At 72.7% G+C, this 25,585-nt stretch carries 28 protein-coding genes and 1 pseudogene; 16 read left to right on the forward strand and 13 right to left on the reverse strand.

Annotated features, from left to right (window positions below):
* Window positions 1-374: 374 nt before the first annotated feature.
* The 5 genes from ACLQ25_RS22445 to ACLQ25_RS22465 all read left to right on the forward strand — a co-directional run bounded on the left by ACLQ25_RS22445 (window position 375) and on the right by ACLQ25_RS22465 (window position 3,253).
* Window positions 375-1,571: a helix-turn-helix domain-containing protein gene (locus ACLQ25_RS22445; RefSeq protein ID WP_425732761.1), complete on the forward strand. Its 1,197-nt coding sequence runs from the start codon at window positions 375-377 to the stop codon at window positions 1,569-1,571.
* A 119-nt stretch (window positions 1,572-1,690) separates the two neighbouring features.
* Window positions 1,691-1,876 carry a hypothetical protein gene (locus ACLQ25_RS22450; protein ID WP_425732762.1) on the forward strand — a complete coding sequence of 62 codons (186 nt, stop codon included), beginning with the start codon at window positions 1,691-1,693 and terminating at the stop codon, window positions 1,874-1,876.
* The gene (locus ACLQ25_RS22455; RefSeq protein WP_425732763.1) at window positions 1,873-2,136 is read left to right on the forward strand and encodes a hypothetical protein; all 264 of its coding nucleotides are present in this window, start codon (window positions 1,873-1,875) and stop codon (window positions 2,134-2,136) included. Before ACLQ25_RS22450 ends, ACLQ25_RS22455 begins: the two co-directional genes overlap by 4 nt.
* On the forward strand, window positions 2,133-2,534 hold the full coding sequence (locus tag ACLQ25_RS22460; protein ID WP_425732764.1) for a DUF397 domain-containing protein: 402 nt from the start codon (window positions 2,133-2,135) through the stop codon (window positions 2,532-2,534). The genes ACLQ25_RS22455 and ACLQ25_RS22460 overlap by 4 nt, the downstream gene beginning before the upstream one ends.
* Before the next feature lie 290 nt (window positions 2,535-2,824).
* Window positions 2,825-3,253, forward strand: coding sequence for a DUF2267 domain-containing protein (locus ACLQ25_RS22465; protein WP_425732765.1), 429 nt, complete (start codon window positions 2,825-2,827; stop codon window positions 3,251-3,253).
* Between the two features lie 7 nt (window positions 3,254-3,260).
* On the opposite strand, the gene ACLQ25_RS22470 is transcribed toward ACLQ25_RS22465, so the two are convergent.
* Window positions 3,261-4,034 carry a DUF72 domain-containing protein gene (locus ACLQ25_RS22470; protein WP_425732766.1) on the reverse strand — a complete coding sequence of 258 codons (774 nt, stop codon included), beginning with the start codon at window positions 4,032-4,034 and terminating at the stop codon, window positions 3,261-3,263.
* Between the two features lie 157 nt (window positions 4,035-4,191).
* On the opposite strand from ACLQ25_RS22470, the pseudogene ACLQ25_RS22475 reads away from it, so the two are divergent.
* A pseudogene (locus ACLQ25_RS22475) lies at window positions 4,192-4,428 on the forward strand (hypothetical protein); the annotation flags it as partial.
* 15 nt (window positions 4,429-4,443) lie between these two features.
* Window positions 4,444-5,745: a cupin domain-containing protein gene (locus ACLQ25_RS22480; RefSeq protein WP_425732767.1), complete on the forward strand. Its 1,302-nt coding sequence runs from the start codon at window positions 4,444-4,446 to the stop codon at window positions 5,743-5,745.
* 153 nt (window positions 5,746-5,898) lie between these two features.
* On the opposite strand, the gene ACLQ25_RS22485 is transcribed toward ACLQ25_RS22480, so the two are convergent.
* From ACLQ25_RS22485 to ACLQ25_RS22505, 5 genes are all read right to left on the reverse strand, one after another.
* Window positions 5,899-6,561 (reverse strand): hypothetical protein, encoded by a 663-nt coding sequence (locus tag ACLQ25_RS22485; protein WP_425732768.1) that lies wholly within the window; start codon window positions 6,559-6,561, stop codon window positions 5,899-5,901.
* A complete protein-coding gene (locus ACLQ25_RS22490) occupies window positions 6,558-9,233 on the reverse strand; it encodes an FtsK/SpoIIIE domain-containing protein (protein ID WP_425732769.1) in 2,676 nt (891 codons plus the stop codon). Before ACLQ25_RS22490 ends, ACLQ25_RS22485 begins: the two co-directional genes overlap by 4 nt.
* Entirely contained in the window at window positions 9,226-10,236 is a 1,011-nt protein-coding gene (locus tag ACLQ25_RS22495; RefSeq protein WP_425732770.1) for a hypothetical protein, read from the reverse strand. The genes ACLQ25_RS22490 and ACLQ25_RS22495 overlap by 8 nt, the downstream gene beginning before the upstream one ends.
* A gap of 6 nt (window positions 10,237-10,242) precedes the next feature.
* Window positions 10,243-10,503 (reverse strand): hypothetical protein, encoded by a 261-nt coding sequence (locus ACLQ25_RS22500; protein WP_007076395.1) that lies wholly within the window; start codon window positions 10,501-10,503, stop codon window positions 10,243-10,245.
* 152 nt (window positions 10,504-10,655) lie between these two features.
* Window positions 10,656-11,036, reverse strand: coding sequence for a hypothetical protein (locus ACLQ25_RS22505; protein ID WP_425732771.1), 381 nt, complete (start codon window positions 11,034-11,036; stop codon window positions 10,656-10,658).
* A gap of 141 nt (window positions 11,037-11,177) precedes the next feature.
* Between ACLQ25_RS22505 and ACLQ25_RS22510 the strand changes: the two genes are divergently transcribed.
* From ACLQ25_RS22510 to ACLQ25_RS22520, 3 genes are read left to right on the forward strand one after another with little or no spacing between them, the layout of a single operon-like run.
* The gene (locus ACLQ25_RS22510; protein WP_425732772.1) at window positions 11,178-13,733 is read left to right on the forward strand and encodes an ATP-dependent Clp protease ATP-binding subunit; all 2,556 of its coding nucleotides are present in this window, start codon (window positions 11,178-11,180) and stop codon (window positions 13,731-13,733) included.
* Window positions 13,730-13,903, forward strand: coding sequence for a hypothetical protein (locus tag ACLQ25_RS22515; RefSeq protein WP_425732773.1), 174 nt, complete (start codon window positions 13,730-13,732; stop codon window positions 13,901-13,903). Before ACLQ25_RS22510 ends, ACLQ25_RS22515 begins: the two co-directional genes overlap by 4 nt.
* Window positions 13,903-14,253 carry a DUF3140 domain-containing protein gene (locus ACLQ25_RS22520; RefSeq protein WP_234582023.1) on the forward strand — a complete coding sequence of 117 codons (351 nt, stop codon included), beginning with the start codon at window positions 13,903-13,905 and terminating at the stop codon, window positions 14,251-14,253. The genes ACLQ25_RS22515 and ACLQ25_RS22520 overlap by 1 nt, the downstream gene beginning before the upstream one ends.
* A gap of 55 nt (window positions 14,254-14,308) precedes the next feature.
* On the opposite strand, the gene ACLQ25_RS22525 is transcribed toward ACLQ25_RS22520, so the two are convergent.
* Window positions 14,309-14,554 carry a hypothetical protein gene (locus ACLQ25_RS22525; protein WP_425732774.1) on the reverse strand — a complete coding sequence of 82 codons (246 nt, stop codon included), beginning with the start codon at window positions 14,552-14,554 and terminating at the stop codon, window positions 14,309-14,311.
* A gap of 61 nt (window positions 14,555-14,615) precedes the next feature.
* The gene (locus tag ACLQ25_RS22530) at window positions 14,616-15,332 is read right to left on the reverse strand and encodes a TetR/AcrR family transcriptional regulator (protein ID WP_425732775.1); all 717 of its coding nucleotides are present in this window, start codon (window positions 15,330-15,332) and stop codon (window positions 14,616-14,618) included.
* A 24-nt stretch (window positions 15,333-15,356) separates the two neighbouring features.
* Here ACLQ25_RS22530 and ACLQ25_RS22535 point away from each other — a divergent pair, with 24 nt between their 5' ends.
* Entirely contained in the window at window positions 15,357-16,484 is a 1,128-nt protein-coding gene (locus ACLQ25_RS22535) for an FAD-dependent oxidoreductase (RefSeq protein ID WP_425732776.1), read from the forward strand.
* 3 nt (window positions 16,485-16,487) lie between these two features.
* On the opposite strand, the gene ACLQ25_RS22540 is transcribed toward ACLQ25_RS22535, so the two are convergent.
* Window positions 16,488-17,459, reverse strand: a complete 972-nt coding sequence (locus ACLQ25_RS22540) for a LysR substrate-binding domain-containing protein (RefSeq protein WP_425732777.1) — start codon at window positions 17,457-17,459, stop codon at window positions 16,488-16,490.
* 88 nt (window positions 17,460-17,547) lie between these two features.
* A complete protein-coding gene (locus tag ACLQ25_RS22545; RefSeq protein WP_425732778.1) occupies window positions 17,548-18,156 on the reverse strand; it encodes a hemerythrin domain-containing protein in 609 nt (202 codons plus the stop codon).
* 173 nt (window positions 18,157-18,329) lie between these two features.
* Between ACLQ25_RS22545 and ACLQ25_RS22550 the strand changes: the two genes are divergently transcribed.
* Entirely contained in the window at window positions 18,330-19,658 is a 1,329-nt protein-coding gene (locus ACLQ25_RS22550) for a M20/M25/M40 family metallo-hydrolase (protein WP_425732779.1), read from the forward strand.
* 42 nt (window positions 19,659-19,700) lie between these two features.
* Window positions 19,701-20,363, forward strand: a complete 663-nt coding sequence (locus tag ACLQ25_RS22555; RefSeq protein WP_425732780.1) for a hypothetical protein — start codon at window positions 19,701-19,703, stop codon at window positions 20,361-20,363.
* A gap of 84 nt (window positions 20,364-20,447) precedes the next feature.
* On the opposite strand, the gene ACLQ25_RS22560 is transcribed toward ACLQ25_RS22555, so the two are convergent.
* Window positions 20,448-20,639, reverse strand: a complete 192-nt coding sequence (locus ACLQ25_RS22560) for a DUF5703 family protein (protein ID WP_039906151.1) — start codon at window positions 20,637-20,639, stop codon at window positions 20,448-20,450.
* Between the two features lie 213 nt (window positions 20,640-20,852).
* The gene (locus ACLQ25_RS22565; RefSeq protein WP_425732781.1) at window positions 20,853-21,761 is read right to left on the reverse strand and encodes an oxidoreductase; all 909 of its coding nucleotides are present in this window, start codon (window positions 21,759-21,761) and stop codon (window positions 20,853-20,855) included.
* Window positions 21,762-21,841: 80 nt separating this feature from the next.
* On the opposite strand from ACLQ25_RS22565, the gene ACLQ25_RS22570 reads away from it, so the two are divergent.
* On the forward strand, window positions 21,842-22,342 hold the full coding sequence (locus tag ACLQ25_RS22570; protein ID WP_425732782.1) for a TetR/AcrR family transcriptional regulator: 501 nt from the start codon (window positions 21,842-21,844) through the stop codon (window positions 22,340-22,342).
* A 103-nt stretch (window positions 22,343-22,445) separates the two neighbouring features.
* Here ACLQ25_RS22570 and ACLQ25_RS22575 read toward each other — a convergent pair whose 3' ends face one another.
* Window positions 22,446-23,417, reverse strand: a complete 972-nt coding sequence (locus tag ACLQ25_RS22575) for an aldo/keto reductase (protein ID WP_425732783.1) — start codon at window positions 23,415-23,417, stop codon at window positions 22,446-22,448.
* 187 nt (window positions 23,418-23,604) lie between these two features.
* Between ACLQ25_RS22575 and ACLQ25_RS22580 the strand changes: the two genes are divergently transcribed.
* Both ACLQ25_RS22580 and ACLQ25_RS22585 read left to right on the forward strand, forming a co-directional pair.
* Complete coding sequence (locus tag ACLQ25_RS22580) at window positions 23,605-24,657, forward strand: LLM class F420-dependent oxidoreductase (protein ID WP_425732784.1); 1,053 nt, start codon at window positions 23,605-23,607, stop codon at window positions 24,655-24,657.
* A complete protein-coding gene (locus ACLQ25_RS22585) occupies window positions 24,654-25,490 on the forward strand; it encodes an undecaprenyl-diphosphate phosphatase (RefSeq protein ID WP_396799378.1) in 837 nt (278 codons plus the stop codon). Before ACLQ25_RS22580 ends, ACLQ25_RS22585 begins: the two co-directional genes overlap by 4 nt.
* Window positions 25,491-25,585 lie beyond the last annotated feature (95 nt).

Raw genomic sequence — 25,585 nt, forward strand, 5'->3', positions numbered from 1 at the left:
TCGGCCTCATGCGGGGATGGCGGTGCTGTCCTTCCCGCCGCGCCGGCTCTCGGAGTCCCAAGCTCTTCCAGAATCAGGCCACCTGGGACCGACAGCGCGGACGGGGGTGATCCCTCACGACGCTGCGGACTTCGGACGCGGACCACCCTGCGTGCTGGCGGGGGCGGTCATTGGGCCATCTCCTACCGCGACCACGCCCAGCAGAGCGGGCAGCAGTTGGAGGCCCTCCTGGCTGGTTGAACGCGAAGAGGATCGGCGGGATCAGAGTGGTGCAGCGTGACGGCCGCGCTGCCCAGCGGTACCGTCGGAGGCGGTGGCCCCGCTGGTGTAGAGGCCGGCGGTGCCGCCGCCCAGTCCTCTACCTGGGAGCGGCCATGACCGAGCCAACGTCCTTCGGTTCCCGCCTACGCGCCCACCGCGAACGAGCCGGCAAGACTCGCGTTGTCCTCGGTGGTCTCGTCGGTCGCAGCGCCGACTGGGTCAAGGCGCTGGAATCCGGCCGCCTGCTCACACCCCGGCTGCCGATGCTGCTGCGCCTGGCGGAAGTTCTCGATCTCTCGGACCTGGCCGAGTTGACCGGCGACCAGTCCCTACCGGTCGCGTCGGTGACTCGGGCGGGTCATCCGGCCTTGAACGGCGTCGCGGCCGCCATGCAGCGCACGACCGTCGCCGGGGGCGAACCGACGACCGTGGACGTCCTGCGTGGCCTGGTCGACCAGGCGTGGAAGCTGTGGCACCGGTCCACTACCGAACGGACCGCCGTCGCCGCGGTGTTGCCTGGGCTGCTCGACGACGTCCGCCGATCGGCGAAACGACTCGGCGGCACTGAGCGGCGGGCTGCGCTGGCTGAGTTGGCCCGCGTCTACCACCTGGCTCAGCTGTTCCTCGCCCACCAGCCCTATCCGGAGCTGGTGTGGCTGGCTGCCGACCGGGCTATGAGCGCCGCACAGGACGCCGACGACCCGAACGCGATCGCGGCGGCCGCGTGGTACTACGCACACGTGTACCGCTCGGCGAACCAGGTCGACGCGGCCGAGATGGTGCTGGTCGACGCGGAACGGCTCGTCGACAGGGAGGTGGGCACCGAGCAGTACGCACGGTGGGCGCAGCTTCAACTGGGCCGTGCGCTCGGCCACGCGAAGGCCGGTCGGGACGGGCAGGCGTGGCGTGCCTGGGACGCCGCTGACGCTGCCGCTAGCCGTCTAGGGGCAGGCTATGTCCACCCGTGGCTCATGTTCGGCCCTGCCGCCTGCTCCGCGTACGCGGTGACGCTGGAGACGGACCTGTGCCGCGCCGGGGAGGCAGTGCGACGTGCCGACTCGACGAACTACTCCGCGCTGCCGTCGCGTACCCGTCGAGCTGGCCACCTGATCGAGGCCGCCCGGGCTCACCTGCTGCGCCGCGAGGAAGTTGCTGCTGTGCACCTGCTCGGTCGCGCGCTCCGCGAGAGCGTCGACACCGTCCGACACAACCCGTACTCGCGGACCGCCGCCTTCGAGCTGTCCTCGCGTCCCGGGACGGTAGGGGAGGACGCGCGGGAGCTGGCCCTCGCTATTGGCGTGGAGGGGTAACCGTGCCAGGGGGATAGTCCGTCCCCATCGCGTTGCGTGGTCGTACATAGCGTCCCTGGTTACCGAGTTGGGCGCGGATTGACTGCGACGTCGTCGTGCCCTCGATCTGGGGAGGCGACATGGTGCACATCGTCCAACGGCTGCGGCGGCTACTCACGCCCACCCCACCACCCGTCCTGCCCGGCACCGGCCAGCGCATCCAGGCAGCCGAGCAGGCGAAGGCCAAGCAGCGGCTCCTGGCCCACGCTCGAACCGTCGCTCAGGCGCATCGCCGTGCGGGCGGCAATGACGGGACGGCCCGGTGACCGCCCGCAGGTATCCCCCTGCCGGCACCCGGGTGTCGGTGCGGCCCACCGAGTGGCAGCCCAGTCCCGGCATCGAGGGCCAGACCTCTCACGACATCGTCATCGTGTCCGTCCACGACTCCCACGACCCCCGCTTCGCCTGGGTGTACGGGCACGGCCCGGAGTGCAGTTGGCCCACGGCGGACTGCACCACACCGTTCTGCTGGGAGCTGCTGGTCAGCGTCGACGTGCTGGCCGCCACCGTCGCTGAGCGTCCGTGAACGCCGACCTCAACCCCGGGGCCCCGCTCGCGTTTCGCTGGTGGCGGACCATCATTGCGCACCGTCCCGTGGACGGCCGCTGTCCCCACTGCCGCACCCGGGGGCGGTGTTGGCTGTGGGCGGACGCGTTCGGCCAGTTGGTTGCCCACGACCTGTGGCACCTCGGACCACCCCTCGCCGACGACCTGCCGAACACAGGGAGGATGGATATGGACGAGCTCACGTTCGTAGGGCCGAACCAGTGTGACGCCTCCGGCCCGAACTGCGTCGAGGTGGCTATCGACGCCGACCTCAACCGGATCGTCCGCAGCTCGCAGCGGCCCAGCCAGCAAATCGTCGTCGACAAGGACGCGTGGGCGGCGTTCGTCGCTTCCATACGAGCAGGCCAGACCTGTTGAACCCGCCCGTCTCACCCGATCCGGGTGGGGCCGGCTCACCCGCTCGCCCGGCAGGGTGGGCACGGTGGTTACGGCCGCCCGACGGCCGGAGACGACACGGAGGTGACGGGGAATGACGGTTCGACTGGTGACGGATCGACGGCGCGGTGCCGTCCTGCACGTGGTCGGCACGGCGGAAAACGCCCGACGCGCCCCGCAGGGCAGCCCGGTACGCGCCCGGCGCGGTCCCGTGGGACCGCCGCGACGTACCGACGAGCGACGCTGGGAAGCCACGGAACGGGGGTCGACCGATGCCTGACGCGATGATCTCCGCGTTCGAGAGTTCGCTGGACAAGACCAATCTGATCCTCAAGGACATCGAGGACGCGTACGGGTGGCCCAAGGAGCGGCGCAACCAGTCGTACGCGGCGCTGCGCACGGTGCTGCACCTGCTGCGGGACCGGTTGCCGGTGAACGAGAGCGTCGAGTTCGCCCAGCAGTTGCCCGTGCTGGTCCGGGGGATCTACTTCGACGGCTGGAACCCGTCGGACGTGCCGATCAAGCTCAACCGCGACGACTTTCTCTACGAGGTCCGCCAGGGCTTCCCGTACGACGCCGAGGGCGGCGCGGAGCGGGTGACGCAGGTGGTGCTCGACACCCTGCGCCGGCACGTCACCCAGGGCGAGTGGCAGGACGTGAAGGACACCATGCCCAAGGATCTCGCCATGATGCTGCCCTGAGACGGGCCTATGGAGCGGCGCTGTCCGGCGGGGACGGCACCCGGGACACCGGGTGGCCGGCCCCGCGGGCCAGCGCCGCGAACGCGACGGCGTCGGTGACCGCGGCGCCGCCGGGGTCGTTGTTGAAATAGACGTACGCCGGCTCGTCCGCGTCGAACGCGTCGGCGAGCCGGCGGACCCACGAGCCGAGCGCGGTACGCCCGTAGTGCGGCCACGGCCGGGCCCGCCCCTCGTGCAGCCGCAGGTAGCCGAAGTCGGTGGTTCGCCAGCGCGGGGCCACCGGTCGACCGAGGCGATCCGCCCACACCAGCGCCGCCCGCCGCCGTTCCAGGACGGCCCGGGTGGCGTCGGTCCACCACGACGGGTGCCGGGGCTCCACCGCCACCCGTACGTCCTGCGGGAACAGCCGCAGCGTCGCGTCGAGCGCCTCGACGTCCGCCCGCAGGTTCGGTGGCAGTTGCAGCAGCACCGGGCCGAGTCGGTCGCCGAGGGCGGTGGCCCGGCCGAGGAACCGTGCCACGGGCTCGGCCGGCTCCCGCAGACGTTTGATGTGGGTGAGGTAGCGGCTCATCTTGACCGCCACGCAGAAGTCGGCCGGAGTCCGTTCCCGCCACGCCGCGAACGTCTCGCGTTCCGGCAGTCGGTAGAACGCGTTGTTGACCTCGACGGTGGCGAAGCCCGACGCGAAGTGCTCCAACCAGAGACGCTGCGGCAGCCCCTGCGGGTAGAAGCGGCCCCGCCAGTCCCGGTACTGCCAGCCCGACGTGCCCACCAGGATCACCGCCCCATCCTGGCACTCTCCGCCGCCGCCCGCGAACCGACCGTGTCGTCCCGGTTCGGCGTCTACGGTGTGGGTTAGAGAAGATCGCGCGTGGGGTACCACCCGCAGCACGACGGACCCCGGCGTACGGCGGGGCGGCACACCCGAGGGAGTACCGATGGCACTCAACGACGATGACATGCAGACCACGGGCGGCGGCGGCCTGGAGGGTCCGGCCGACGGCGGTGCGACCCCGGGTCACCAGGATGGTGGCGCGGACGGTGGCGCGGAGGGTCCGGCCGACGGCGGTGCGACCCCGGGTCACCAGGATGGTGGCGCCGATGGTGGCGCGGAGGGTCCGGCCGACGGTGGCGCGACCCCGGGTCACCAGGACGGTGGCGCTGACGGCAGCGCCCGGTAGCGGCACGTCATGACGTACCTCGACCCGCCGGGCGGCCACGGCCGCCCGGCGGTTTCGTCCGTGGCCCCCGACCGCGTACCCGCCGCGACGAGCGCCGTCGCCGCGCTGGCGCGCTGCGTCTCAGTCGAGCCCGCCAAGTTCGCCGCCGCGCACTGGGGCCACACCCCGCTGCTGTCCCGCGCCGCCGAGCTGCCCGACCCGGCCGGGTTCACCGACCTGTTCAGCCCGGACGATGCCGACGAGCTGCTCAGCCGGCGCGGTCTGCGTACCCCTTTCCTGCGCGTCGCCAAGGACGGACAGCTCGTGCCGGCGGCCCGCTGGACCGGCGGCGGCGGGGCCGGCGCCGAGATCGGCGACCAGGTGCTCGACGAGCGGATCCTCGAGCAGTACGCGGGTGGTGCCACCCTGGTGTTGCAGGGCCTGCACCGGATCTGGCCGCCGCTCGTGGACTTCGCCCGCGACCTGGGCCTCGCGCTGCGTCAGCCGTTGCAGGTCAACGCCTACCTCACCCCGGCGGGTAGCCAGGGCTTCGCCACCCACTACGACACCCACGACGTGTTCGTACTCCAGGTGGATGGCCGCAAGCACTGGCGGATCCACCCGCCGGTGCTGCCCGACCCGCTGGAGAAGCAGCCGTGGGGCGGCCGCGCCGACGAGGTCGGCGCCACCGGGCAGGGTTCCGCCGCGCTGGACGTGGTGCTCGCGCCCGGCGACGCGCTCTACCTGCCGCGCGGGTGGCTGCACAGCGCCCAGGCGCAGGAGGCCAGCTCGCTGCACCTGACCGTGGGCATCCGCGCGTTGACCCGCTACGCGCTCGTCGAGGAACTGCTCGCGCTGGCCGCCGAGGACCAGCGGCTACGGGCCAGCCTGCCGTTCGGCACCGACGTCGCTGACCCGGACGCCATCGAGCCGGAGCTGACCGAGACCGTGGAGGCGCTGCGCGACTGGCTGCTGCGGGCCGACCCGGGCGCGGTCGCCGCGCGGCTGCGCCAGCGCGCCTGGCCGGCGGCCCGCCCGGCACCGATCCGTCCACTCGCCCAGGCTGGCGCGCTGGCCACGCTGGACGCCGACTCCCGGCTCGTCCTGCGGCCGGGCCTGCGGTGGCAGCTCGCGCCGCACGGGGATGGCCAGGTGGCGCTCCGGCTGTTCGACCGCACGATCACGCTGCCCGCCGACTGCGAGCCGGCGACCCGCGCGCTGCTTGGCGGCGCCGCCGTCCGGGTCGGCGACCTACCGGGCCTGCCCGACGATGCCGACCGGGTCACCCTGGCCCGCCGCCTCCTGCGCGAAGCCGTCCTGATACCGGCCTGAGGGCGCTTCGGCCGGTTGATCGACTCGGTGTCCGGGATGTCGCGCTGTCCCGGCGGCACGGAAGGCCCGGTTTCCGGGAGACCGAGTCGATCATGCCGCGGACGCGGCCGCGCGGGCCGGGGCGTCGAGGGGTGCGTTCCGCGACCGGCGCGGTCAGCGGCCGAGCGCCAGCAGCAGCACTGTTGTGGCCAGTCCGGCGCCGAGCACCACCATGATCGGTCGAGGGCCGAGCATCGCGTGCCGGCGATCGGCTAGCGCCCGCGCCGGCGCGAGCCCCATCAGTGGCCCGAGCAGCGTCACCACCAGCGCCAGGACCGGCAGGCCGACAGCCAGGTCGCCGCCGTACCCGACGCCGAGCGCCCGCGCGGCGACGCCCAGCGCGTACCCGAGCACCGCGCCGCCCACCCCGCACAGCGCCAGCAGCGGGTTGACCGAGCCCGGCAGCTCACCCGGCTGCCCGGCCCGGTCCAGCAGGTCACGGACCCGGCCGAGCAGCAACGCCGGGTCGGCGGGGGCACTGCCGTTCGCCGGCACGGGCGGTCCGCCGATGCGACGGGCGCCCAGCCGGGCACGGGCCTGCTGCCACAGGTGCGCCACCTCGGCGTCCACCCGTTCCTGCTCCTCGCGGGCGTCGACCAGCTCCTGCTCGGCACGCCGCACCTCGGCGACGGCCTCGTCGACCGCCCGCTCGGCCGCGGCGCACTGCCGCTCGTACCAGGTGTGCGCCTCGGCGCGCTGCTCGCGCACCCGCGCGGTCAGCTCGGCGAGCCGTCGTAGCTGCGCCGTGTACGTCTCACTGGCCACCGGCTCGTTCATCGCGACGGTCCATACGGGATGATCACGTGACCGGTGCGGTGCACGGCCCGGTCGAAGAAGAGCCCGCGCCACGGGCGGGGATACCAGTCCGGGCCGCCGGTGCCCGGATAGAGCGACGCGCCCAGCTCGCCGCCGTGCGCGTCCAACGCCACCCAGGCCCCGATCTGGTCGGTACGGGCGGCGGGACCACCCAGGTCGGCGCGCATCCGTGCCACGCCCCGCCACCAGGCCAGCACGTGGGTACGCCGCTCCGGTCCGTCGTGCAGGATCCGGCGCAACTGCTCCAGGCCCGTGCGCCGGCCCGTGCGCGCCGCGAGGGTGCCGGCCGCCGCGTCGACCGCGAACAGCAGCAGGTAGTGCGGGCTGCCCGCGCTGGACAACCCGTCGGCCGTCTCGGACATCAACTCGCCGACCGTCTCCTCGTCGTACCAGGCGGCGTCGTCGGCCAGGTCTTCGTAGAGCGCCCGGGCCATGCCGTCGGCGTCCGGGTCGAGGCAGGCGATCGAGAAGCGGGCGGTGCCCGGCGGGTGCTGGCGCGCCAGTGACCGGGCCGCCGCGTCCAGCACCGCGCACGCCTCGTCCACCCGCGTGCCGAGCACCGCCAGGTTGCGCCCGGGCGCGCGGGGCAGCCGCAGCGACGCCGAACGCGCCTGCACGTCGATGATCTCGCCCAGCAGGGCCACCGGGTTGCGCGGCGCGCGGCCGTCCGCCGGGGCTTCGAGGGCCCGGAAGTCGGGGGCATCGGTGAGCTGGGGGATCGCGTCACCGTCGAAGAGCCGCGCCGGGGCCGCGTCCGGCGGGCGCATCCGCCACAGGCGGTGCTGCAGGCCGCTCCACGTCTCCCAGTCGCTGGCGGCCGGGATCCGGGCGACCTCGTTGCCCTCGACCATGCCCGACTCGGCGTTGACCACCGCGTGCCAGCGGGGCAGTGACTGCGCGGCGTCGTTGCGTTCGGCGAGGATCCGCAACGCCTTGGGCAGCGCGATCCGTAGGGCGAACTGCGCCACCAGCGCGGGACGCCCCCACAGCGCCTCGATGCCCCGGACGTCCTGGGAGGCGAGCACCAGGTGGATGCCCTGCGACCGGCCGCGGCGGGCCAGGTCCTCCAGCAGGTCGGCGGCCTCCCGGGCCACCACGTCACGGCCGGCCAGCAGCATCTGGAACTCGTCGACCACCGCGACGATCCGCGGCCAGTGCCCGGTCGGGTCCACCGCGCGCAGCTCGGCGAGCTTGGTGACCTCGTGTTTCTTGGCCGCGTCGGCCCGCCGCCGCAGCTCCTCGGCGAGGAAGCGCAGCAGCGCCAGCCCGAACTCCCGGTCGGTGTTGACGTTGATCCCGACCAGGCGCATGTGCGGCAGCCAGCTCGGGTCACGCCGGCCCTGCGCGAACCGGGCGAAGGACACGCCCTCCTTGAAGTCCAGCAGATAGAACTCCAGCTCGGCGGGGGAGTAGCGGGCCGCCAGCGCGCCGATCCACGCGAAGATCAGGTTCGTCTTACCGGTGCCGGACGGCCCTCCGATGAGGGCGTGCGGCGGATAGTCGGCGAGCGTCAGGCGTACCGGCCGACCCTGCGGTCCCTCGCCGATCGGCACGGTCAGGCCGTCCGCCGAGTTCTCCCGCCACATCATCTCCGGCGGCGGCAACAGGTCGCCGAACGGTGTCGGCGGCGGGCCGGCGTTCACCTGGGCGGCGACCTCGCGGCAGGTCTCGGTGACCAGCGTCGCCGGCGGCGGCGGGTCCAGTCGCACCGACAGGCCAGACGGGCCGCCGATCCGGGCGCCCGACGCGTCCGCCACCACCCGCGTCACCGTCGGGTCGTCGGGCAGTGACACGCCACGGACCACCAGATGCACCCCGCAGGCCGCGCCGGCACGAACCACCCGGTCGAGCTGCCCGCGCTCGTGCCGGTTCAACTCGTCGCCGCCGAGCAGCACCGCCACCCGCCACGGCTCGGGGCGACGGCCGGTCGCCGAGGCCAGCTCCCGCAGGGACCCGTACTCGCCGGCCAGCACCGTCTCGTTGATCCGCCGGATCTGTTCGACCAGGTCGTCCAGGAGCGGGCCCAGTCCGCCGGGGCCGACGAAGGTGAGCAGCCCCGCCGTGACCAGGGGCGCGAATCCGGCCAGGCCCCCGCCGAGGTGCTCCGGGTCGTACCCGATCAGTCGTACCCCACCGGGGCCGGCGCGGCCGACGGCCCGCAGCAGCAGCGCGGACACCACGGCGTCGCAGCCGGCGCGGTCGTCGCCGGACAGGTGGACGTGCCCGGCGTCGAGCAGCGGCACCAGCGCGGGCACCGGCTCGGCGTCGTCGAGCCGGACCGTGCCGACCCGCAGCGCGCCGGGTGGCTCGGCCCGGCGCAGGGGCGTGGGCGTCCAGCCCGGCCAGTCGGCGCCGGCGCAGCCGGGCGCCTCCTGGCGGGCGGCGTCGGCGGCGTGGCGGGCCAGCTCCGCGATGCGGGTGGCGTGCCGGGCGTCGATCTCGGCGAGGCGGCGGTCGCGTTGGCCGCCCACCCGCTCGGGTACGCCGGCGGCGGCCCGGCGGACCCGGGCGAGCCGCTCGCGCCCGGCACTCAGGTCGGCCTGCGCGGCCGACAGCCGGGTACGGGTGGCGCCCAGCGCCTCGGCGAGGGAGTCCCGGACCCGGGCGGCGAGCTGCCCGCGCCGGTCAGCCATCGGAGCCCCGGCGAGCCGGCGCGTCCCGCCACGGGCTGCCCGTGCGCGGCGGCACGACCCCACCCGACGCCTGCCCACTCGCCGCGCCGGAAGGCGGACCACCGGTGTGCTTGTCGTCGCGGCGTGACGTCGGGCCCGTGTTCGGCTCGGCGGCGGCCTGCGGCGTTCCCGTGGGCAGGTCCCGGCCCAGCCGGGCGAGCAGCAGCCCGGCCGTCACCCCGGCGGCCACGGCCGAGTCGGCGGCGTGCGGCGGCTCCCCGGACGAGCGTGGCGGCGGCATCCGGCACACCCGGGTCAGCAACGTCTCCAGCACCGGCGGTGGCAGCCCGGGCAGCAGGTCCCGTACCCGGCCGTCCAGTTCCCCGCGAAGCCGGCCGAGGTCGCTGGCGCGGGGCGGGTGCCCCAGCAGCTCACCGGCCAGCTCGCGCAGCAACGGTGGCGCGAGCGCCGCCAAGCCGAGGCCCACGTCGGCCGGCGCGCGGCGAAGCTCGGTCCGCAGTCGGTCGCGGTCACCGGCGCGTACGCCGCCCACGACCCGGCGCAGCAGCTCCGCCGAGTCGCGTAGCCGCTCGTCGGGCTCGTCCGCGTCGGCGTCGCGCCCGCCGGTCAGCTCCGCCACCCGCACGGACCACCAGCGACGCATCCGTACCTGTTCGGGCCGCTCCGGCGCCACGGTGGTGGGCGCGGCCGGCGGCGCTTCGTCGTGACGCTGGTCGCGCTGCTGCGGCCGGGGCGCCGGGGCGCCGTCGGCGGCCAACCCGATCGCGACCAGGTACGCCGACAGCTGCTCCTGCGCCACCCGAAGCGCGTAGTTCGCGCTCTCGGCGTGCTCGGTGGCGGCGGACAGCTCGGGCACCCCCATCGGGTTGGCCGACTCCTGGCGGACCCAACGCAGCCGCTCGGCGGCCAGGCCGAACTTCTCCAGGGCCTGACCGAGCAGACCCACCGGGAACTCCTCGCTGGCCGCGCGGACCTGGCCGCCGATGTCCTCGATGATGGACATGTCGGCCTACAGGGTGGAGACGTAGAGCTGGGCCTGCTCCACCGCGACAAGTGTCGCGGCGAGACACTCCTCCAACTCCTGGCTGGCCTGTGTCAGCGAGGCCTGGGCCGCCTCGACCGTCTCGTGGCCGCTGCCCTCCAGCGCGCCGGCCAGGGTCTGTTGCGCCTCGGCCAGCTTCTCACCCGCCGCCTGGACGGCTGTCTGCCCGTCACCGATCTGTTGGAGGGCGACATCGATGGCAGCCTTCAGCTCGGCGACGCTCGCCACGGCGGAACCTCCTGGGGGCGGGGAGATCTCCATTAGAGCCTACCGGCGTTCCCGGGAGAACATCCGCCCTGGCGGTGTTGATGCCCGCCTGACCGTTAACCCCCGTGAAGTGCCGGGAGTCCGTTCTGTGGGAGTCCCAGTGCGAGAACCCTTCAGCTTTCGCGGAGCCAGCGGGGGCCGTACACCTCGGCGCCCAGGGCGGTGACCCGCTCGCGTAGCTCCCGGTCGGCGGTGACCACCAGCCGGCGGCGCTGCGGGGCCGCCCGCACCAGCTCGACCACCGTGTCGTCACCCGAGCCGGGGGCGGAGACCACTCGGACCTCGTCGATGCCGGGCACGTCCCGCGCCGCGCCCTCGACCACGAGCACCACGTCGACCGGTGCCGTCAACCGGGCGGACAGCCCCTCGGCGGCCACCGGCGCGAGGGCGTCCCGCAGGCGGGCGGCGGCCCCGGCCCGGTCCCGCCACCACCCGTTGGGGCGGGAGCCCACCACGTTGGCGCCGTCCACGATCAGCAGTGGGTTCTCCGTCATGCCGCCAGCCTGCCACCACCGGCCCGAACCGGCCGGACGCCACTCCACGGCGAGGTGCGACACCGCCTGCGGCGTTTGTCGGGCCGGGTGCCGGGTAGCCCCTGCCGACCGTGCCGCGCCCGACTGCGGAGGAGAGACAATATGGGACCCGGTGATCTCGGCTCCGACCCGTGGGACGAGTTCCTGGCTCGGTACTTCGGCCGGGGCGAGGGAGGACGCCGACCGCCGCACCGGGTCGACATCACCCGACTGATGACCGCCGACGCGCGGGAGATGCTGGCCGACGCGGCCCGTCGCGCCGCGCAGCGGCAGAGCAACGACCTGGACACCGACCACCTGCTCTGGGCCGCGCTGCAACGCGAACCGCTGCGCGACCTGGTTCGCCGGGCCGGCGCCGACCCGGACACCCTGCTCAACGCGCTCGGCGGCAAGGGCGACGGCGCGCCGCGCGGCGAGGTGCCGCCGAACCTGTCACTGACCCCGGCGGCCAAGCGGGCGCTGCTCGACGCCCACCAGCTGTCCCGGGCGATGGGCGCGAACTACATCGGCCCCGAGCACATCCTGATGGCCCTGCCGCTCAACCCCGAGTCGCCGGCCGGGCGGATGCTGGCCGCCGGACGGATCCAACCCGAGTCGTTGCAGGCCGCCAACGCCGAACGCGGCCCGATGAACGGACCGAAGCCGGACCGGGGTACGCCCACCCTCGACCAGTACGGCCAGGACCTCACCGACCTGGCCCGCAACGACCAGATCGACCCGGTGATCGGACGGGCCGACGAGATCGAGCAGGCCGTGGAGATCCTGTCCCGGCGGACCAAGAACAATCCGGTGCTGATCGGCGAGGCCGGTGTCGGCAAGACCGCCATCGTCGAGGGGTTGGCCGAGCGGATCTGCGACGGCGACGTGCCGCAGACCCTGCTGGGCAAGCGGGTCGTCCAACTCGACCTCGCCGGCCTGGTCGCCGGCACCCGTTACCGGGGTGACTTCGAGGAACGCCTCAAGAAGGTGATCGACGAGATCCGGGCGCACCGGGACGAGCTGATCATCTTCATGGACGAGATCCACACCCTGGTCGGCGCGGGTGGCGCGGGCAGCGAGGGCGGGATGGACGCGTCCAACATGCTCAAGCCCGCCCTGGCGCGGGGCGAGCTGCGGGTGATCGGCGCGACCACGCTTGACGAGTACCGCAAGAGCATCGAGAAGGACGCCGCGCTGGCCCGGCGCTTCCAGCCGGTGCTGGTGCCCGAGCCCAGCGTCGACGACACCATCGCCATCCTGCGCGGACTGCGGGACCGGTACGAGGCGCACCACCAGGTGCGCTTCACCGACGAGGCGCTGGTCACCGCCGCCGAGCTGTCCGACCGGTACGTCACCGACCGGTTCCTGCCGGACAAGGCCATCGACCTGATCGATCAGGCCGGCGCGCGCGTGCGGCTGCGCACCCGTACCCCGGCGTCCGACGTACGGGAGCTGGAACAGGAGCTCGACGACGTACGCCGCGACAAGGAGCAGGCCGTCACCGACGAGCAGTACGAGCGGGCCTCGGCGCTGCGCGACCGGATCGCCGAGCTGGAGGGGGACATCCGGCGGGCCAACGGCGAGGACGGCTCGTCGTCCTCGCAGGTGCCCGAGGTGGGTCCACAGGAGATCGCCGAGGTGGTCTCCCGGGCCACCGGTATCCCGGTCAGCCAGCTCACCGAGGAGGAACGCGACCGGCTGCTGCGCCTGGAGGGTCACCTGCACGAGAAGGTGGTCGGCCAGGACGACGCGGTCACCGCGGTGGCCGAGGCGGTCCGCCGCTCCCGGGCCGGGCTGGCCGACCCGGAGCGTCCGATGGGCAGCTTCCTGTTCCTCGGCCCCACCGGCGTCGGCAAGACCGAGCTGGCCCGGGCCCTGGCCGAGGCGCTGTTCGGCGAGGCGGACCGCATGGTCCGGGTGGACATGAGCGAGTTCCAGGAGCGGCACACGGTGAGCCGGCTGGTCGGCGCCCCACCCGGGTACGTCGGCTACGAGGAGGCCGGCCAGCTCACCGAGGCGGTACGGCGTCGCCCGTACGCGGTGGTGCTGCTCGACGAGATCGAGAAGGCGCACCCGGACGTGTTCAACATCCTGCTCCAGGTGCTCGACGACGGGCGGCTCACCGACAGTCAGGGCCGTACGGTGAACTTCAAGAACACCGTCCTGATCATGACGAGCAACCTCGGCTCCGAGCTGATCACCGGCACCCAGCGTGCCGTCGGCTTCGGCACCGGCGCGCCCGGCAGCGAGCAGGAGAACGACGAGCTGCGCGAGAGGTTGATGCGCCGCCTGCAGGAGAACTTCCGCCCGGAGTTCCTCAACCGCATCGACGAGATCATCATCTTCCGTCGGCTGGAGGCCGAGCAGTTGCGCGACATCACCGCGCTGCTGCTGGAGGAGACCCGCCGCCGGATGCACGCCCAGGACATCCAGGTCGAGTTCACCACCGCCGGGGTGGACTGGCTCGCCGAGCACGGCTACCAGCCGGAGTTCGGCGCCCGTCCGCTGCGCCGGGTGATCCAGCGCGAGGTCGACAACCACCTGTCCCGGATGCTGCTCGAGTCGGCGATCTCACCCGGCCAGAAGGTCGTCGTGGACGCCCGCGACGGGCAACTCACCTTCGACGTGACCGCGGGCGAGCGGGGCTACACCGCCGCCACGACAACACACCCACGATGAGCGGGTCGGCGGGACGCGAGGACCACGACGAGCCGCACGAGGACGCGGACGAGCACCCCGACCCGATCCTGGCGCCCCCGACCGCGAATCCACGCCGGACGCGGGTACCAGCCGAGGGCCTGCACCCCAAGACCGACCAGGACGACCCGGAGACGCGAGAGGAGACGTGATGGTACGCGACACGCGGCTCGACCCCGAGGTGGAAGTGCTCTGGGAGGACTTCCACGCCGAGGTCAACGTCCCGTCGGAGCAGCTGCGCACCTGGCTGTTGACCCGGGGATCGGGGGAGGAGTCGTTCAGCCCGAACCCGGACCTGGATCTGCCCCAGCCGGGGCGGGAGATCCTCAAGGTGCTCAACAAGCGCAAGGTCGACCTCACGCCGGAGGACATCGAGGTGATGCGCGAGGCGGTCGAGCGGATCCGCGAGCTGATGGACGCCAAGCCCCGGCGCGGCAACGCCGACGACGAGTGGCGGCACTCGTTGCTCGACCTCGGGCACGATCCGCTCGTGGAACGCTGAGCGCGGCCGTACGTGACGGCGCCGACCCGGTTCGGGTCGGCGCCGTCGTCGCGTCCTACTGGCCCTGGTCGGGCTCCAGGCTGCTGATGGTCAGCCCTGCCGCGTCGGCGGCGGCGTCGCGCTCGCCCCGGGTCTGATCCTCGCGGGTGAGCAGGTTGGCGTACTCGGTGACGTCGGCCGGGTCGGGCACCTCCGGGAGCCGGCGCAGGAACGCCTCCACCTGGCGGGTGGCGGCGGTGTGCGCGGCGGCGGCCTGGCGGAGCAGTTCGCGGTCGTCGGCGGGCGGGTAGAGATCGGTCATGTCCGCCAGATACCCGGACAGCGGCGGTTCGCACCGGCGGTGGCCCTCGTCTCGCCTCACCTCACCGGCCGGCGATACCGTCCAGGAGGGTGGTCAGGTTGTGGTCGAAGGTCTCCTCGGCGTCGAGGTGCGCGCCGTCGACGACGAGCCGGGCGATCGTGGGGTAGCGGCCCGTGTCGAGCATGCGCGTCAGGTAGGGGCCGAGGCTGGCCTGCCAGGCGCTCAACTCGGTGCCGGTGGCCCGGGCGGTACGTCGCTCGGTGACCTCCCGCCGCAGCGCTCCGATAATGAAGGCGTTGAGGGCGCCCAGGGCCCGCTGGAGATCGTCGACGTCGCGTACGGCGGGGGCCTGGCTGAGCGCCGCGGCCGTCGACTCGCCCACGGCGAGCGCGTGTGGCCCGAGCTGCGGTCGGCCGCCGAGCAGGTCGGAGAACCACTCGTGGTCGAGGGCGGCGGCGCGGGTCCGTCGCACGATGGCCAGCACGGTGGCACGCCACCCGGGGTGCGGGCCGCCCTCGGCGATCTCGGCGTAGACGGCGTCGACCATCAGGTCGAGCAGCTCTGACCGGTTGGTCACGTAGTCGTAGAGGCGCATCGGACCGACGCCGAGTTCCTTGGCGATCCGGCGGACCGACAGGCCGTCGAGGCCGTGCGCGTCGGCGAGCCGGATCGCCGTCTCGGCGATCTTCGCGCGGCTCAGCGGCACCGGCGTCGCCCGCGGGCGGGGCTCGGGCCGTTCCCACACGGGCACCACTTCGCTACCGTACGGTGTATCCACGCAATACAGTGTACGGTAAGGAGCATGACGATGCGACTGGCGATCGTGGGCGGCGGCCTCGGCGGGCTGACGTTGGCGCGGATCCTGCACCTGCACGGCATCGAGGCGGTCGTCCACGAACGCGAGGCGGACCGGGCCGCCCGTTCGCAGGGCGGGATGCTCGACCTGCACCCGGAGTCCGGGCAGCGCGCCCTCGCCGAGGCCGGCCTCGGCGAGGAGTTCCGGTCGTCGGCACGGCCCGAGGGCGAGGAGCACCGCATCCTCGACCCGGCCGGGCGTACGCTCGTGCACCACACCCCGCGCCCCGGCTCGTTCGACGGACGCCCGGAGATCGACCGCACCGTCCTGCGTCATCTTCTGCTCGACGCGCTCCCGTCCGACGCGGTCGCCTGGGATCATCGCCTCGTCGGGGCGACGCCGCGACCCGCCGGCGGTTTCCTGCTGACCTTCGACGGCGGTCGTCGCGTCGAGTGCGACATCCTCGTCGGCGCGGACGGCGCCCGCTCCGTCGTCCGACCGCTGCTGATCGACGCGCCACTGACGTACGTCTCCACCCACGTGGATCTCACCATCGGCGACGCCGACCGACGCCACCCGGATCTCGCCGAGATGGTCGGCCCCGGCAACCTGTGGTGCGTCGGCGTCAACCAGATCCTCGCCGCCCAGCGCCTCGGCGACGGCAGCATCCGGGTCGGGATCTCCCTCCGTGCCGAGGGCCGTGACCTGGACGCCTATCGCAGCAAGGATGCGCTACGGGCCCTCTTCGACGGCTGGGACGCGCGCCTCACCGCCCTCATCGACGCCGGCGACGACGCGCCGACGCCGCGCCGGGTCGAGGCGATGCCGGTCGGCGCGCGCTGGGTCCACCAGCCGGGAGTCACCCTGCTCGGTGACGCCGCGCACCTCATGCCCCCGGTCGGTGAGGGCGCCAACCAGGCCATGCTGGACGCCGCCGAACTCGCCCACGAACTCGTCGTTCACCCCGGCGACCCGGACGCGGCGATCCGGGCGTACGAGGAGGCGATGTTCGCCCGGGTCCAGCCGATCGCCGAGATGTGCGCACGGGTCCAGGCGATGATGCTGTCCCCGACGGCGGCCGACGATCTCGTCCGCTTCTTCACGCGGCGTCCCGCCGAGCCCGCCACGGCCTAGACCTCACGCCGCGCTGGGCTGCCGGACGCCGAAGGCCGGGTTGCGCACCAGCCAGTCCAGGTAGGTGGGGTGCGACGCCAGCGAGTCGGTGTACGCCGCCTTCGCCGTGGCCAGCAGCAGCTCCGCGTCGCGGGCGGCGGGCGACTCCGGATGCCACCCCAGCAGCCGTCGCCAGCGCAGCGGGACACCGGCCAACCGCCGGGTGACCAGACCGGCCACCGGCCGGAACGTCGCCTGGCACAAGGCCACCGCGACGCCCGCGTCCACCAGGTCGACGCAGCTGCGGATGTCGGTCTCGTACACCTTGCGCGGGGTGAAGCCGGCGCGGGCGCAGGCGGCGGCGAAACAGTCGCCGAAGCAGCCGTCGCCGGGCGCCGCCACCCACTGCTCGTGGCGCAGGTCAGCCAGGCGCACCTCGTCCCGGTCGGCGAGCGGGTGGCTCGCCGGCAGCAGGACCAGCACCGGATCGACAGCCACCTCCCGCCATCGCAACCCGAACTCGGCCGACGGGGTGGCGTCGCCGCAGACGCCGGTGAGGGCGAAGTCCAACCGTCCGCCGGCCACCAACTGCGCCAGCTCGTCCACCGACCATGAGGCGTACGTGGTGATCTGGGCCGGCGGCTCCTCGGCGGCGAGCCGGTGCACCAGCCGGCCCAGGATCGGGCTGTTCACGCCGCCGAGCCGGTAGCAGCGCGACACCTCGGCGGCGCCGGCCAGCCGCGCCGCCTCGTCCTGTAGGCCCTTCATGGCCGGCAGCAGCACCCGGGCCCGGGCGAGCACCAGCTCACCGAGCGCGGTGGGGCGGGCGCCGCGCCGGTCCCGGTCGAACAGCGGCCCGCCCAGCGTCCGTTCGATCCGCTGGAGCTGGGCGGTCAGCGCCGGCTGGGCGAGCCCGAGGGTCGACGCCGCCTTGGTCACACTCCCTGTCTCCGCGATCGCGCAGACCACCCGCAGGTGTCGCAGCTCCAGGTTCATACGGTGACGGTAGGACCACGTCGCAGCCTGCGGAAGGGGCCAAGTGGATCGGTGACATTGAATGCATTCTGTGGTGCGGCCCGCGCCTTCAGTCGCGCGGCGGCTCGGGCAGGTCCTTCAGGTACGTCGGCCGCCGCGTCACCGCGTCGCGGAGCTTGTCCACCACGCCCACCGCCGGCTCGACGATGCGGTTCCACGGCGGAGTGGCCGGAGTGCCCGGGTGTGGCCGGGTCGGCGCGGCCTCCTCGGCGATCTCCAACCGGTTGCCCAGCCGGATCATCTCCTCCGACGTCGCCACCGCGCGCAGCTCGGTGACGAGCGTGCCCACCCCGTCGACGTGGCGGCGGACCCGCTCGGCGACCTCGGTCACGGTCTCGTCGTTCAGCACTTTGAGGGCGGTCAGCAGCGCCGCGTCGCCGTCGATCTCCGCGTCCACCCGGGCGGCCTCGGCCGGCAGCGCCGCCCGCACCGCTGGCAGCAGGTACTGCTCCTCGGCGGAGATGTGCCGCGACAGCGCGGCGGTGAGGACCGCCAGCGCCTCGTTCGGCGTCGCGTCCGGGCCGCTGAGCTGGTCCACGAGGGTCAGCAACTGCCGGTGCTCGCGGTCCACGATGTCGGCGACGCTGCGGCCGCCGGGCCGGTAACCCTCGTCGGGAGCGGGCGTGGGCGGCAACGGGGGCAGGGGAACGGCGGACATGATGCCCTCCTCGACTGGCGGGCGGAAGCTCCGGCAGGGGATGTGCGGTCGTGGGCGGCGGTACCCGAACGCGGCCACCGCGAAACCGCCGCCCGATTCGTGGACCTGGATGCCCGGCCGCCTCCCCTCGGTGCGCCGGCCCGCCGGTAACTCCGGGCTGGTATGAAGGGGCGATGACGAGCGACGCCGCCTCCGCCCGACCGGACCCCACCGCGGAGGTCGTGGACCTCTGCCGCGACCTGCTGCGCATCGACACCACGAACACGGGTGACAACGACACCAGCGTCGGCGAACGCCGCGCGGCCGAGTACGTGGCGGAGAAGCTCGCCGAGGTGGGCATCGAGTCGGTCCTGCACGAGTCCGCGCCCGGCCGGGCGAACGTGGTGGCCCGCATCCCCGGCGCCGACCCGAGCCGGGAAGCCCTGCTGGTGCACGGCCACCTGGACGTGGTGCCCGCCGACGCCGACGAGTGGTCGGTGCACCCGTTCTCCGGCGAGCAGCGCGACGGCTACCTGTGGGGTCGCGGCGCCATCGACATGAAGGACTTCGACGCGATGGTGCTCGCCGTGGTGCGGCACTGGCAGCGCACCGGCGTCCGGCCCCCGCGCGACATCGTCCTCGCGTACACCGCCGACGAGGAGGCGGGCAGCGACTACGGCGCACGTTTCCTGGTCGAGAACCACCGCGACCTCTTCGACGGCTGCAGCGAGGCGATCGGCGAGGTCGGCGGGTTCTCCTACTCGGTCAACGACAGTCAGCGTCTCTACCTCATCGAGACCGCCGAGAAGGGCATCGACTGGCTGCGGCTGCACGCCAAGGGTCGACCCGGGCACGGGTCGATGGTGCACGACGACAACGCGGTCACCGCCCTCGCCGAGGCGGTGGCCCGCATCGGCCGGCACCGCTTTCCGGTGGTGGTCACCGACACCGTACGGGCGTTCCTGACCGAGGTCTCCGACCTGCTCGGCATCGAGCTGGACCCGGAGGACCCGGAGGTCGCCATCGCCAAGCTCGGCCCGATCGCCAACATCATCGGGGCGACCATCCGTAACACGGCCAACCCGACGCGCCTCGCCGCCGGCTACAAGGACAACGTCATCCCGGGCCGCGCCACCGCCACCATCGACTGCCGCAGCCTCCCCGGCCAGTCCGAGCTGCTCGAGCGACAGTTGCGCGAGCTGGTCGGCCCGGACATCGACATCGAGTACGTCCAGCGGCAGCCCGCGTTGGAGACCACCTTCGACGGCGACCTCGTCGAGGCCATGTCGGCGGCGCTGCGCGCCGAGGACCCGGGCGCGCGGCCGGTGCCGTACATGCTCTCCGGCGGCACCGACGCGAAGGCGTTCTCGACGCTCGGCATCCGCTGCTTCGGGTTCGCGCCGCTGCGGCTGCCCGCCGACCTGAACTTCTCCGCGCTGTTCCACGGCATCGACGAGCGCGTTCCGGTCGACGGACTACAGTTCGGCGTGCGGGTTCTCGACCGGTTCCTCCGCACCTGCTAGCAGTGTCCGCGTTACCTCCCCATCGTGAAGGGACTGCCCCACATGACCGACCAGCACGGTGAGCTGGACGCCGCACTCGAGCGGGTGATCGAAGCGGCCCGTCACCACCTGGCCGCCGTACGCGCCGCGCAGGGCCGCGTCGACGACGACGACGTCTGGCAGGCGTACGTGGCGTTGAACAATGCCTCCTTCGCCTACGACGAGCAGCTCCTCGACGCCTTCGGGGAGGTCACGCCGTGGGACGTCGACTCGATCGACCCGGACGAGGCCGACGAGCGCTTCGGCGGCGACGGTGTCGAGGCCAGCGACCCCCACCCCCGCGTGATCTCGGTGCGGCAACGCCGCGACTACCGGGTGCCGAGCATCTCCGCGCTGCTGCGGGCGGCCGAGGCGGCTCGTCGCGAGGGCACCCCCGAGGACGACGAGCCGGCGCCGGTGGAGGGCGTCGGTGAGGCGGTGCTGGAGCTGCTGCAGAGCGGCGACGGCTCGCTCGGCGCGCTGGACGTCCCGGAGCTCGAACCGCTCGACGGGGTGGTGATGGTCAGCGAGGTGGGCACCCCGGTCGACCTGGAGTCGTTCGACGATGACGACGCGGTGGGCCCGTTCCAGCCGGCCAGTGACGACCGGCTCGTCGGTCGGCTCGACGAGCACCCGTTCCTGGAACTCGACGACGACGACCACGACCACGCCGGGCACCAGCACTAGTTTGTTGCGGGCCGTACGACGCCCGGGGCCCGACCGATCGCGGTTCGGGTCCCGGGCGTTCCGTCGCGGCGTCCCGGCCGGGTGTCAGTACGACAGGCCCGGCTGCGGCTGGTTGACCCGCCGACGGCGCAACATGACCTGCCGCGTGCCGTCCCGGAACAGCCGTACCCGGGCCAACTCCCACCCGGAGAACTCCGCCTGGATCGCCAACTGCGCCGCTGCGGTCAACCGGTCGACGTTCGGCGGCAGCCGCAGTGGCGCGTACTCGTAGTCCATGCCACCCATGCTGCCCAGCCCAGCGGCCGTTCGCCACCCCCTCCAGAGTGACCAACAACGCCACCGGGTCCGTCTGATGCCGCCCCGCGCACGTACCGCGCCGATCTCCTAGCGCGACAAAAGCGTCATCTACGGCCATAGCGTCAACCGCTCTTCGTGCCCCGGCAGTGAGCGGGTCGGCGACCAGTGGTGCGCTGGGTCGCCGGAATAGTGTCAGTGCGCAGCTTCGGTGGGCAGGGGGTAGGCAACGCCTGTCGCCGCTTCGGAGATCGCCCACAGTCGCCGGCGTGTGGCCGGGTCGCAGGCACGTTCCGGGGCCCGCTGCGCTTTCGGGTTGCCCTTGAACTGCCCGGGACCGCCCGGTCCGTAGTACTCGCCGCCGACGGCCTGCGGGTCGGTAGCCGCCCGGAGCGCCGACAACGCACCGGCGCGAGCAGGCTGGGTAAACAGCCACCCGAGCGTCGCGTTGGCCACGCGGAATCCTGAGGATGCGTCACGAAACAGGCTGGTGCGCGCTCCGCCCGGATGAGCCGCGAGGCTGATCGTCGATGAGTTTGCCACGGCGAGTCGATGCTGCAGCTCGAACGCGAACAGTAGGTTCGCGAGTTTCGAGGCGTTGTAGGCCGTCGTTGGCCGGTACCCGACGAGGCTCCTGGGGTCGAGGGCCGTGACCGAGCCCGCGCCGGCCGCCTTGCTGCTGACCGTGACAATCCGTCCGGCCGGTGATCGCTCAAGCATGTCGAGGAGCAGGCCGGTCAGCGCGAAGTGGCCGAGGTGGTTGACTCCCATCTGAGACTCGAAGCCGTCCTTGGTGCGCTGTGCTGGCTGCCACCACAGACCCGCGTTGTTGATCAGGATGTCGAGCCGCTCGAAGCGCTTGTGGAGGTCGCTTGCCGCTTGCCGCACGCGGTGGAGGCTGGCGAGTTCGAGTGCGAGGACGCTGCCTCTGCCGGGTAACGCACGCATGGCCTCCGCACCGCGTGTCGCATCGCGAGCGCCGATCACCACGTGGGCTCCCTGTGCGCTCAGAGCTATTGCCATTTCCAGGCCGATGCCGGCGGTGGCTCCGGTCACCAGCGCCGTGGTGCCGTCGAGCCGGGGGATGTCGCGAGCACTCCACATGGCGTCTCCTATAATCGGAACGGTCGCCCCGTTTGACTATACGGAACGATCGCCCCGCTTGTCGACAGGCCGGAGGACCCATGCGTGCCGATGCTCGCCGCAATCGCCAGAGCGTCCTGAGCGCGGCTTACGAGATCCTGGCCACCGAGGGCCTGGGCGTGCCCATCGACGAGATCGCCCGCCGCGCAGGCGTCGGCGCCGGCACCGTGTATCGGCACTTTCCGACCAAGGAGTCGCTCATCCAGGCCGTGGTGCTCGACCGCCTCCACGCCCTGACCGAGCAGGCCCGTTCCGGCATCAACTTCGCCGAGTTCTTCACCGTCATGGTGGAGGCCGGCGTCACCAATCGCGCCATCGCGGATGTTCTGGCCAGCGGCGGCTACCACGTACCCGCCGACGCTGACGCCGCCCTCAACGCCGCCTTCACCGAACTCCTGAAAGAGGCGCAGCAACGCGGAACCATTCGTTCGGACGTCACCCCTGACGACATCAACGCTCTCGTGGTCGGCTGCGTCGCGACCGCGCGCCACCGCGGCTCCACGGGTCTCGTTCAGATCGTCGTCGCCGGCCTACGCGCCTGACGCGACGGGTCTCTCGGTTCCGCTTCAGCCCACCGGAAGTGCCAAGATCGGCACCTGGAACCCGAGCCCGATGCGCGGGGCAGGCCATGAATCCGCCGATCGGTCAGCCGTCGCGTTCGGGGTAGCCGACCGGCACCCCGGAGACGTCCTCCAACGCGGTGGTGATCTCCTCGGGCAGCGTGATGCGCTCGACCTGCAACGCGCCGAGCAGTTGCCCGACCGTCCGGGCGCCCAGGATCGGCGCGGTCACGCCGGGCCGGTCCCGGATCCAGGCCAGCGCCACCTCCAGCGGCGAGACCCCCAGCCCGCCGGCCGCGGTCGCCACCGCCTCCACGATGCTGGAGCAGCGCGGCTCGAGGTAGGTGGAGACGAACCGCTCGAAGTGCGGGGAGGCGGCCCGGGAGTCCGCCGGACGCCCGTGCCGGTACTTGCCGGTGAGTACCCCCCGACCCAACGGCGACCAGGGCAGCACGCCGAGGCCCAGCGCGTCAGCCGCCGGCAGGACCTCCCGCTCCACCCCCCGCTCCAGCAGCGAGTACTCCACCTGGGTGGCGACCACCGGCGCCCGGCCCGGCCAGGCCGTCTGCCAGGCGGCGGCCCGCGCGGTCTGCCAGCCGGAGAAGTTCGACACACCCACGTAACGGACCTTTCCGCTGGCCACCGCGTGGTCCAGCGCCGCGAGGGTCTCCTCCAGGGGGGTGTCCGGGTCGTATCCGTGCACCTGGAACAGGTCGACGTGGTCGGTGCCGAGCCGACGCAGCGACGCCTCCAGGGTGCGCAGCAGGTGACCCCGGGAGCCGTCGCGCCGCCGGACGCTGCCCGGACGCAACCCCGCCTTGGTGGCGATCAGCAGATCGTCGCGCGGCACGAGGGTGCCCAGGAGCGACCCGATCACCGACTCGGCGTCGCCGTCGCCGTACACGTCGGCGGTGTCGATCAGGTTGCCGCCCGCGTCCAGGAAACTCTTGAGCTGGGCGGCCGCATCGTCGGCGTCGGTGTCCCGGCCCCAGGTCATGGTGCCGAGCGCGAGCCGCGAAACCGCCAGCCCGCTTCGGCCGAGCGGTCGCTGTTGCATGGGTGAACCTTATTTCGAACCCGCCGCCACGGATATCCTCGCTCCCGTCATCTCTGCCGGTTCTGCCGGTTCCGCCTCCGGAAGGCACCGCGACGGACGGGGGATCATTGGCGGTGAGCCGGTGATCGGGTCCGTTTTCGGCATTGCGTAACCTGGTGCGACCTGTGCCACGGATGGGGGAGGACCAGTGCGACTCGGGCTCAGCCTCGGATACCAGACAGCGTGGAGTACGCCGGCCGACCACCTGGCGCTGGCCCAGGAGGCGGACCGCCTCGGCTACTCGGTGGTGTGGGCGGCGGAGGCGTACGGCTCCGACTCGCCCAGCATGCTCGCCTGGATGGCCGGCCAGACGCAACGCATCGACGTGGGCGCCGCGGTGATGCAGATCCCCGCCCGTACGCCGGCGGCCACCGCGATGACGGCCGCCACCATCGACGCCCTGTCCGGCGGCCGCTTCCGGCTCGGCCTCGGCGTCTCCGGCCCGCAGGTCTCCGAGGGCTGGCACGGCGTACGGTTCGCCAAGCCCCTCGGACGCACCCGCGAGTTCGTCGACATCGTCAAGCTGGCCATCGCCCGCAAGGAGGTGGCGTACGACGGCCAGCACTACACACTGCCGCTGCCCGACGGCCCCGGCAAGGCGCTGCGGCTGGGCTTCCACCCGCCCCGCGAGCACATCCCGATCTACCTGGCCGCGGTCGGCCCGAAGAACCTGGAACTGGCCGGCGAGATCGCCGACGGCTGGCTCGCCGTGTTCTACGCCCCGGAGTTCGCCGACGAGCACCTCGCCGCCGTCTCCGCCGGCCGGGCCAAGGCCGGCAAGGAACTGGCCGGCTTCGACGTGGTGCCGTCCGTGCCGGTCGTCGTCGGCGACGACGTCGCCTCCTGCGCCGAGCTGGTCCGCTGGTACGCCGCGCTCTACGTCGGCGGGATGGGCAGCCGGCAGCAGAACTTCTACAACCAGCTCGCCACCCGGATGGGCTACGGCGACGCCGCCCGCGAGGTCCAGGATCTGTACCTGGCCAAGCGCCAGCGCGACGCCGCCGCCGCCGTACCCATGGAGTTCATCGACCGTACGTCGCTGCTGGGCCCGAAGGAGCGCATCGCCGAGAGGATGCGCGAGTACGCCGCCTCCGGCGTCACCACGCTGTCGGTGACCCTGTTCGTGGCCGACCGGGACAGCGGTGTCCAGACCCTGCGGACCGTCGCCGAGGCTCTCGAGCTCTCGGGAGTCGGCGAGTGACCTGGGTTGAGGCCATCGTCCTGGGCATCGTCCAGGGGCTGACCGAGTTCCTGCCGGTTAGCTCGTCGGGGCATCTGCGGATCACCTCGGCGATCTTCTTCGACCGCGACGCGGGCGCGTCGTTCACCGCGGTCACCCAGCTCGGCACCGAGGCCGCCGTCCTGATCTACTTCGCGAAGGACATCTGGCGGATCACCCGTACCTGGCTGGTCGGGCTCAGGGACAAATCCGTGCGTTCGAGCCTCGACTACCGGATGGGCTGGTACGTGATCGTCGGCTCGATCCCCATCGGGCTGTTCGGGTTCCTCTTCAAGGACCAGATCAAGACGGCCGGGCGCAACCTCTGGGTGGTGTCGACCACGCTGATCGTGTTCGCGTTCGTGCTGGCCTTCGCCGAGTACTGGGGTCGGCAGACACGCACGCTGGAGAACTTCCGGATGAAGGACGGCATCGTGATGGGCTTCGCCCAGGCGATGGCGCTGGTCCCCGGCGTGTCCCGTTCCGGGGGGACACTCACCGCCGGCCTGCTGCTCAACCTGACCCGGGAGGCGGCGGCGCGCTACTCGTTCCTGCTGGCCATCCCGGCGGTGGTGATGTCCGGGGTGTTCAGCCTCGGGGACGTCTTCGAACCGTCCGCCCCGGGAACGTCCGTGCCCACGGTGGCCCAGACGATCGTGGCCACCCTCATCGCCTTCGGCATCGGGTACGCGGCGATCGCCTGGCTGCTGCGCTACGTCGCCCACCACACCCTGTACGTCTTCGTCCTGTACCGGGTCGCGCTGGGCACCCTGGTCCTCGCTCTCCTGCTGACCGGCACGATCAGCGCCACCTGACCGTTCGCACTGAAGGTACGGCGATGGCCGGCACCCGTTGTCGGGGTGCCGGCCATCGGTGGTTCTTAGCTGTTCCAGTTGTGGGCGACCAGGTC

Origin of the sequence: Micromonospora sp. DT44 (genome assembly GCF_049841635.1) — a bacterium.
Lineage (GTDB): Bacteria > Actinomycetota > Actinomycetes > Mycobacteriales > Micromonosporaceae > Micromonospora.